The sequence below is a fragment of the Streptosporangium heterodermiicola genome (assembly GCF_051390675.1).
Classification (GTDB): Bacteria; Actinomycetota; Actinomycetes; order Streptosporangiales; family Streptosporangiaceae; genus Streptosporangium.
In genome coordinates this window covers 1-6,983 of the sequence record NZ_JBPJSR010000058.1, presented here as the reverse complement: position 1 = coordinate 6,983, position 6,983 = coordinate 1, and the positions used below count along the sequence as shown (strand labels likewise).

Annotated in this window: 6 protein-coding genes and 2 pseudogenes; 6 read left to right on the top strand and 2 right to left on the bottom strand. The window is 70.3% G+C overall.

The genetic code is table 11. The annotated features are described in order from the left end of the window. Together ACSC1Q_RS42815 and ACSC1Q_RS42810 are read right to left on the bottom strand one after the other, a co-directional pair. A pseudogene (locus ACSC1Q_RS42815) lies at positions 1 to 321 on the bottom strand (activator-dependent family glycosyltransferase); the annotation flags it as partial. Positions 322 to 329: 8 nt separating this feature from the next. Next, positions 330 to 1,559 (bottom strand): acyl-CoA dehydrogenase family protein, encoded by a 1,230-nt coding sequence (locus ACSC1Q_RS42810; RefSeq protein WP_436764483.1) that lies wholly within the window; start codon positions 1,557 to 1,559, stop codon positions 330 to 332. A 305-nt stretch (positions 1,560 to 1,864) separates the two neighbouring features. On the opposite strand from ACSC1Q_RS42810, the gene ACSC1Q_RS42805 reads away from it, so the two are divergent. The 6 genes and pseudogenes from ACSC1Q_RS42805 to ACSC1Q_RS42780 form a co-directional block, all read left to right on the top strand. Further along, on the top strand, positions 1,865 to 2,482 hold the full coding sequence (locus tag ACSC1Q_RS42805) for a GNAT family N-acetyltransferase (RefSeq protein ID WP_436764482.1): 618 nt from the start codon (positions 1,865 to 1,867) through the stop codon (positions 2,480 to 2,482). Continuing rightward, positions 2,479 to 2,787, top strand: coding sequence for a hypothetical protein (locus ACSC1Q_RS42800; protein ID WP_436764481.1), 309 nt, complete (start codon positions 2,479 to 2,481; stop codon positions 2,785 to 2,787). Before ACSC1Q_RS42805 ends, ACSC1Q_RS42800 begins: the two co-directional genes overlap by 4 nt. Positions 2,788 to 3,072: 285 nt before the next feature. Then, positions 3,073 to 3,648: an LmbU family transcriptional regulator gene (locus tag ACSC1Q_RS42795; protein ID WP_436764480.1), complete on the top strand. Its 576-nt coding sequence runs from the start codon at positions 3,073 to 3,075 to the stop codon at positions 3,646 to 3,648. A 44-nt stretch (positions 3,649 to 3,692) separates the two neighbouring features. Next, on the top strand, positions 3,693 to 5,498 hold the full coding sequence (locus ACSC1Q_RS42790; protein ID WP_436764479.1) for a fatty acyl-AMP ligase: 1,806 nt from the start codon (positions 3,693 to 3,695) through the stop codon (positions 5,496 to 5,498). Between the two features lie 31 nt (positions 5,499 to 5,529). Next, entirely contained in the window at positions 5,530 to 6,645 is a 1,116-nt protein-coding gene (locus ACSC1Q_RS42785; RefSeq protein ID WP_436764478.1) for a DegT/DnrJ/EryC1/StrS family aminotransferase, read from the top strand. 23 nt (positions 6,646 to 6,668) lie between these two features. After that, positions 6,669 to 6,983, top strand: a pseudogene (locus ACSC1Q_RS42780) (activator-dependent family glycosyltransferase); the annotation flags it as partial.

Genomic DNA, 6,983 nt, shown 5'->3' with positions numbered 1-6,983 from the left:
GGCCCACCACGGCACGAACTGCCCGCCGTACCCGTTCTTCAGATACTCCCAGGTGAGCACCTCGGGACGATCCTCGGCCAGGTCGTAGGAGGGCGCCCGGGGCGCCGTCGCCGGCAGTTCCTTCGTCCGCCCCACCAGCCGGTGCAGGATGTGGTCCTTGCCGACCGGCACGGCCGTGAGACCGGCGCCGGTGATGACATCGGTCAGCTCCGGCTGGCTCGCCACCCGCACCTCGTGACCGGCGTTGCGCAACGCCCACGCCAGCGGGACCATCCCCAGGAAATGGGTCTTCTCCGCGTACGCGGTGAGGAGAACGCGCATGGACTCCCCTAACCGTTCCTGACGGGTCCCAGCGCCTGGGCGCTCAGGTAGTCGACGGCGTCGACGAAGGTGTACGGCTGCATGAAGCCGCCCGCGCGCACGTCGCGGTAGAGGCGCGCCAGCGGGTGGGTGGCGGAGAAGGAGGCGCCGCCGATCAGGGTCTGCGCGTCGAAGACGATCGCGGGCGCGAGCTGGTTCACCACCATCTTGGCGCACTGGAACGGCGTCATCATCGCCGGTCCGCGCTCCCGCGGGTCGCCCGTGTCGTCGTAGGAGAGCCGGTCGGCCCTGGCCAGGGCGGCCGCGACCGTCGACCTCATCGTGAAGAGCCTGGCGTCCATCTCGGCCACGATCGTCCGCGCGGCGGCGGCCCCCGCCGCCCCCCTGCGCAGGAGGGTCGAGACGGCGATCTCGCGCGCCGACTGGGCGATGCCCGTGTAGATCCCGAGCATGGTGATCGAGCTCACCGTCTGGCCCGCGAGCATGGCGAGGTCCTGCTCCCCGGCGGGGCCGCGCAGCACGACGTCCTCCGCCGCGATGGGGCAGTCCTCGAACACGATGTCCACGCTGCCCGAGGCCCGCATGCCGAGCCCGTCCCAGTTGTCCGTCACCGTGAGGCCAGGGGTCTGCCGGGTGAGCACCGCCATCCCGGACTGGGGGCGCTGCCCGGGGACGCGCGTCTGCGCGTACACCGCGAAGTCGGTGGCGATGGGCGCCATGCTCACCAGCGTCTTGCCGCCAGACAGCAGCCAGCCGCCGTCGCCGGTCGGGGTCAGCGTGGTCGGGCGCCGGTCGCGCGGGATGTCCTTGACGCCGGTGGACACCACGGCCTCGCCGGAGCCCATGCCGCGCAGCAGCCGCTCCGCCAGCGCCCGCGCGTGGGCGGGGCCGGTCCTCCACTCGTAGGTCAGCGTCAGCGCCCGGCTGAGCTGCATGTGCAGGGCGAGCGCCGTCGAGGCGTCGGCCTCGGCGACCCTCAGCAGCGCCAGGGAGACGTCGTGCATCCGCTCGACTCCCAGCCCGCCGAGCGCGGAGGGCACCGTGGCGCCGAGGACGCCGTCCTTGCGCAGCCCCTCGAAGACGTCGTGGGGGAAGGTCCCGTCCCGGTCGTTGCCCGGAGCGGCCTCCGCGATCGCCGGCCGGTGCGTATCGATGAGATGGAGCAGGTCGCGGCCCTCGGACGTGATCGGTTCGAGGAGTTCTCCCTGCATCGCGGCGTCCTCGGTGTGCACTGTCATCGGCCCATCCCGCTTCCCCTCGTTCGTACGTCGGCCCACTGCCGCCGCATGCACCATAAACGACCTTTCCGCGACCGGCCTAAGAAATCAACCGGGAAATTGCCCGCGCCCCGAAAAAGGCCATTCGCATGGACATTGGGACCACCGGAGAATAACTTGACCCATAGATCACCCGGAACTAGCATCTGTCCCGCTGGCGAGACGGGCCCGCCTCTTTGATACGGGGACGACGGCCGCCCGGCCAGCCCGAATAAGCCTCCGGGTAATCCCATTCAGCCGCGACGCCGAGTTGAAGGTGGAAGAACGTGCTCTTTCCCCACACCAAGACCAGAAGGACGCTGCTGCGCCACGCCAACCCCCCGGAGGGCGTCACGGCGCACGACCTTCTCCTCAAGGCCGGGCTGAACGACCTGCCCTCGTCCGAGGTGTTCGCCGCGCTGTACGCCAAGGAGGTGTCCGCCCAGTTCACCGTGGAGCGCCAGGACACCGACCAGGTCGTGGGATACGTCTCGTTCCATCACCTGGACCTGTCGGGCAGGCACGTGCGGGCGAGCTTCCTCACCGATCCGGCCACCGCGGGCAACGGGGTCGGCGCGGAGGTCATTCTGCTGACGATCAACTACGCCTTCGCGATGTGGAACGTCAGGAAGATATATTTCTGGACCGTCGAGCCGGATTTCAAGATTCTTCATACGAACTACGACTCCGACCACAAAGAGGCGACTCTTCCCGAGCATCTTTACGACCGGGGCGAGCTGCGGGACGTGCATATCTACGCCGTCTACCGCGAGTATTGGGAGGAGCACGGCGCCGATCTCCTCAACAAACTCGTGCAGAGCCCGCTCGAACGCCGGAACGCGGCGTCCGCCGGATCCACTACGTCCACCGATTCCGCCGAAACGTCGTCAGGAGAGATCAGTTGACCGAGATGTTCGTTTCCGACCAGAAGAAGGGCGTACGCGAGCGGATCGAGCGTGAGGCGCTGAAGATCGTTCTGTTCAGCTCCAACGAGCTCGCCATCCCCGAGCTGACCGACCTGGGGGAGATCAGCGAGCCCAGCGATCTGGGCAACCTCGACTCCTTCTCCATCATCCTCCTGATCCTCGCCCTGGAGGACGCCTACGGCGTCCCGCTCCTGGACGACATGGCCGGCTTCGGCGGCCGGAACTTCGACGACCTGGCGGACTTCGTTATCGAACGTCTCCCCCCCGGAGCCGACGGCCGGTGACGGCCTGCGACGCGCGGTACGACACCGGTGAGCGGGGAGAACGGTGTCGACCGGGCTCCTCACACGCTCCTGTCAGGGCGTCTAGATCTCGTCTAGAACTCTCCCGTGGCACCTAGGGCAAACTCTCAGCCATCGACGGATCCGTCGAGGCGAAAGGGTGTGACAGACGTGACGACAGACGTGAACGGCTACCCGAGTCTTGCGACCACACATCACGGCCAGACCACGCATCACGGACAGGCCAGGCCCGCCCCCAACCCGCGAATGGCCATGGACGCACCGGGCATGACGAGGAGAACGGCCCTCTCCCTGCCCCCCGGCATGTCACTGAACGCCTGGAGCCGCCTGGGCCGGCAGATCTTCATCATCTCCGACTCGTCCGCCTGGTGGCTGGGAGACTGGCTGATCTACGGCCAGGCCCAGTACCCCGACCGCTACAAGCGGGCTATCGCCGAGACCTCCCTCGACTACCAGACCCTGCGCAACTACGCCTGGGTGGCCCGGCAGTTCAGCCTGCCCCGGCGCCGGGAGAAGCTGAGCTTCCAGCACCACGCGGAGGTGGCCAGCCTGCCCGAGCCCGAGCAGGAGATCTGGCTCAACCGCGCGGAGAAGGGCACCTGGTCCCGTAACGAGCTGCGGCGGCGCATCAAGGCGGAGCGCAACGGCGGGGTCGCCGACGAGGTCACCCACATCCAGATGAACGTCATCGCCGAGCAGAAGAAGCGCTGGCAGGAGGCCGCGGAGAGCACCGAGCAGGACCTGCTCGTCTGGATGGTCTCCAACCTGGACCGGGCGGCGCTGGCTGCCCTGGAGGCCAGGGAGACCGCCGCCCGGTCGGACGCGCTCCCCCAGTCCGCCTGACCCCCGAGGTCGCAGGACCTCACCCACCGGACGGAGAAGACAGCTTGAGCCCCGATTCCGGCGAGCCTCCCGAGGAGGTCATCGAGACCGCCGTCACCACCGCCGGGGGATCGCGGCACCTCCGCCTCCGCTACCTGCCCGACAGCGTCGGCCTGTTCGCCCGGACGGCCGGCTCCTCCCCCGCGGTCACCTTCGTCGAGTACGGGATGCGCCGGGACACCGGCCGCCGGGAGAAGAGCGCGCGGACGATCGGCTACGCCGAGCTGGACGAGCGGGCCCGCGCGGTCGCGGCGGACCTGCAGGGACGGTGCGAGCCGGGCGACCGGGTGGCGGTGCTCTGCCCGCACGAGCCCGGCTACGTCGTGGCCTTCCTCGCCTGCCTGTACGCGGGGCTCGTCGCGGTGCCGCTGTACGCGCCCGAGGCGCTGCGCAGCAACGAGCGCCTGCTCTCGGTGATGGGGGACTGCGCGCCGAGGTGCGTGCTCACCGTCTCCGCCGTACGCCCGTCCGTCCAGCGGCTGCTGGACGGGATGGACGACCCGCCCGCCCACCTGGTCTGCGTCGACGAGGTCTCCTCGGACGGGGCCGGGAACTGGCGCAGGCCGCGGATGCGGCCGGACGACGTGGCGTACCTGCAGTACACCTCCGGCTCCACCGGCGCCCCCGCGGGCGTCCGCGTCACGCACCTGAACCTCGCCGTCACCAACCACCAGATCAGGGCGCACTGGCCGTCGTCGGTCATCGCGTCGTGGGTGCCGTTCTTCCACGACTTCGGCCTCGTCTGCGGGATCACCAACCCGCTGGGCGCGGGCGCGCACTCGGTGAACCTCAGCCCGATGGCCTTCGTGCAGGACCCCTACCGCTGGCTGCGCATGATCTCCGACTACCGGGCCGACTGGAGCATCACGCCGAGCTCCAGCCTGGTGCAGTGCGTGCGCCGGGTGACCGGGGAGCGCAGGAGCGAGCTCGACCTGAGCTCGCTGCGGCTGCTCACGATCGCCGCCGAGCCGGTGTACGCCGAGTCCACCGAGGCGTTCACCTCGGCGTTCGCGGTCGGCGGGCTCTCCGCCACCGCCCCGTCCCCCTGCTACGGCCTGGCCGAGGCGACCCTCCCGGTCAGCGCGCCGCCGGTCGGCGAGGGCATGACCGACCGGTCCTTCGACCGCGACGCCCTCGCGGCCGGAGTCGCCCGCGAGCTCCCGCCCGGCAGCCCGAACACCGTGCGCATCGTGTCGTGCGGGACGCCGAGCCTGGGAGTGTCGGTGCGGATCCGGCACCGGGAGGACCGCGGCCCGCTGCCGGACGGCCGGGTCGGCGAGATCTGGGTGAGCGGGCCCAACGTGGCGGACGGCTACTGGAACCGGCCCGAGCGGTCGGCCGACGTCTTCGAGAAACACCTCGCCGAGCCGGACGGCGACCTGCTTCCCGGCCCCTGGCTGCGCACGGGCGACCTCGGCTTCCTGCTGGAGGGCCGGGTGCACGTGGTCGGCAGGGCGAAGGACATGATCATCGTTCGGGGCCGGAACCACTACCCGGACGACATCGAGGCGACCGTGCAGGCCGCGCGCGACGTCGCCTCCGAGGGGACGGCCGCCGCGTTCTCCGCCGAGATCGACGGCGAGGAGCGGCTCGTCGTCCTCGTCGAGGCCGAACCGGCGCTCCTGGCGGCCGGAGGACCGGACGTGGAGGTGATCCTGCGCGACCTGCGCCAGGAGATCACCCGCAACCACGGGCTGACCGCGCACGACCTCGTCCTCGTACGGCGCGGCACCCTGCCGCGGACGACCAGTGGAAAGATCCGCCGTGGTGCCTGCCGGGAGCGGTACCTCCGCGGGGAGTTCGACCGCTGAGCCGAAGTGGCTTCCCTTCCGGAGGTGATGTATGAACAGGCCCCTTTACGTCTGGGACTACCTGCAGGAGTACGAGAACGAGCGGGAGGACATCCTCGACGCGGTGGACACCGTGTTCCGCTCGGGCCAGCTCGTGCTCGGCCGCGGCGTGCGGGACTTCGAGGCCGCCTTCGCCGCCTACCACGGCGTCTCCCACTGCGTGGGCGTCGACAACGGGACGAACGCGATCGTGCTGGGGCTCCAGGCGCTGGGCATCGGGCCGGGTGACGAGGTGATCACCGTGTCGAACACGGCGGCGCCCACGATCGTGGCCATCGACGCCGTCGGCGCCACCCCGGTCTTCGTCGACGTGCACGAGGACACGTACCTCATGGACGTCGGCCAGGTGGAGGCGGCGGTCACCGAACGGACCCGCTGCCTGCTCCCGGTGCACCTGTACGGCCAGTGCGTCGACATGGAGCCGCTGCGGGAGATCGCCGGACGGCACGATCTGGTGATCTTCGAGGACTGCGCGCAGGCGCACGCGGCCCGCCACCACGGCCGGATCGCGGGCTCGATGGGCGCGGCCGCCGCGTTCTCCTTCTACCCGACCAAGGTGCTCGGGGCGTACGGCGACGGCGGGGCGACGATCACCTCCGACCCGGCGGTGGACGCGGCGCTGCGGCAGCTGCGCTACTACGGGATGCGGGAGCGCTACTACGTGGAGCGGACCCCCGGCCACAACAGCAGGCTGGACGAGGTGCACGCCGAGATCCTGCGCCGCAAGCTGACCAGGCTGGACGGGTACGTCGAGGCCCGCAGGGCCGTCGCGGCCGGGTACGCCGAGGCGCTCGCCGGCACCGACGTCGTGCTGCCCGCGGTCGCCCCGGGCAACGAGCACTCGTACTACGTGTACGTGGTCCGCCACCCTCGGCGTGACGACGTCATCGAGGGGCTCAAGGCCTACGGCGTGTCGCTCAACATCAGCTACCCGTGGCCGGTGCACACGATGTCGGGGTTCGCGAAGCTGGGGTACGAGGCCGGGAGCCTGCCCGTCACCGAGGCGGCGGCCAAGGAGATCTTCTCGCTGCCGATGTACCCGTCGCTGACGAGGAACGACCAGGCGAGGGTCGTCGAGTCGCTGCTCAAGGTGCTGGCCGCCCTGTGACGGTGGGGGGCGGGGACCGGCCGATGCGCGTGCTGTTCGTCACCCACGCGGAGCGGACCCATTTCCTGGGGATGGTCCCGCTGGCGTGGGCGTTGCGCAACGCCGGTCACGAGGTGCGGGTGGCGAGCCAGCCGGAGCTGACCGGCGTCATCACCGGCGCCGGTCTCACGGCCGTGCCGGTCGGCAAGGACCACATGCTGCAGCGGCTGCTCACGCACGGCGCGAGCTTCGACCCGGACGGGCCGCCGCCGTTCGACATGGCGGAGAACCGGCCGGAGAAGCTCACCTGGGAGTATCTGCGCCGGGGTTACCACGAGGAGCTGGTGCCGTGGTGGTGG

What these genes read in the sequence shown, in the direction of transcription:
- ACSC1Q_RS42785 (WP_436764478.1), top strand. Translation starts at nt 5,530, where the DNA reads ATGAACAGGCCCCTTTACGTCTGGGACTACCTGCAGGAGTACGAGAAC.
- ACSC1Q_RS42810 (WP_436764483.1), bottom strand. Translation starts at nt 1,559, where the DNA reads ATGACAGTGCACACCGAGGACGCCGCGATGCAGGGAGAACTCCTCGAA.
- ACSC1Q_RS42795 (WP_436764480.1), top strand. Translation starts at nt 3,073, where the DNA reads ATGACGAGGAGAACGGCCCTCTCCCTGCCCCCCGGCATGTCACTGAAC.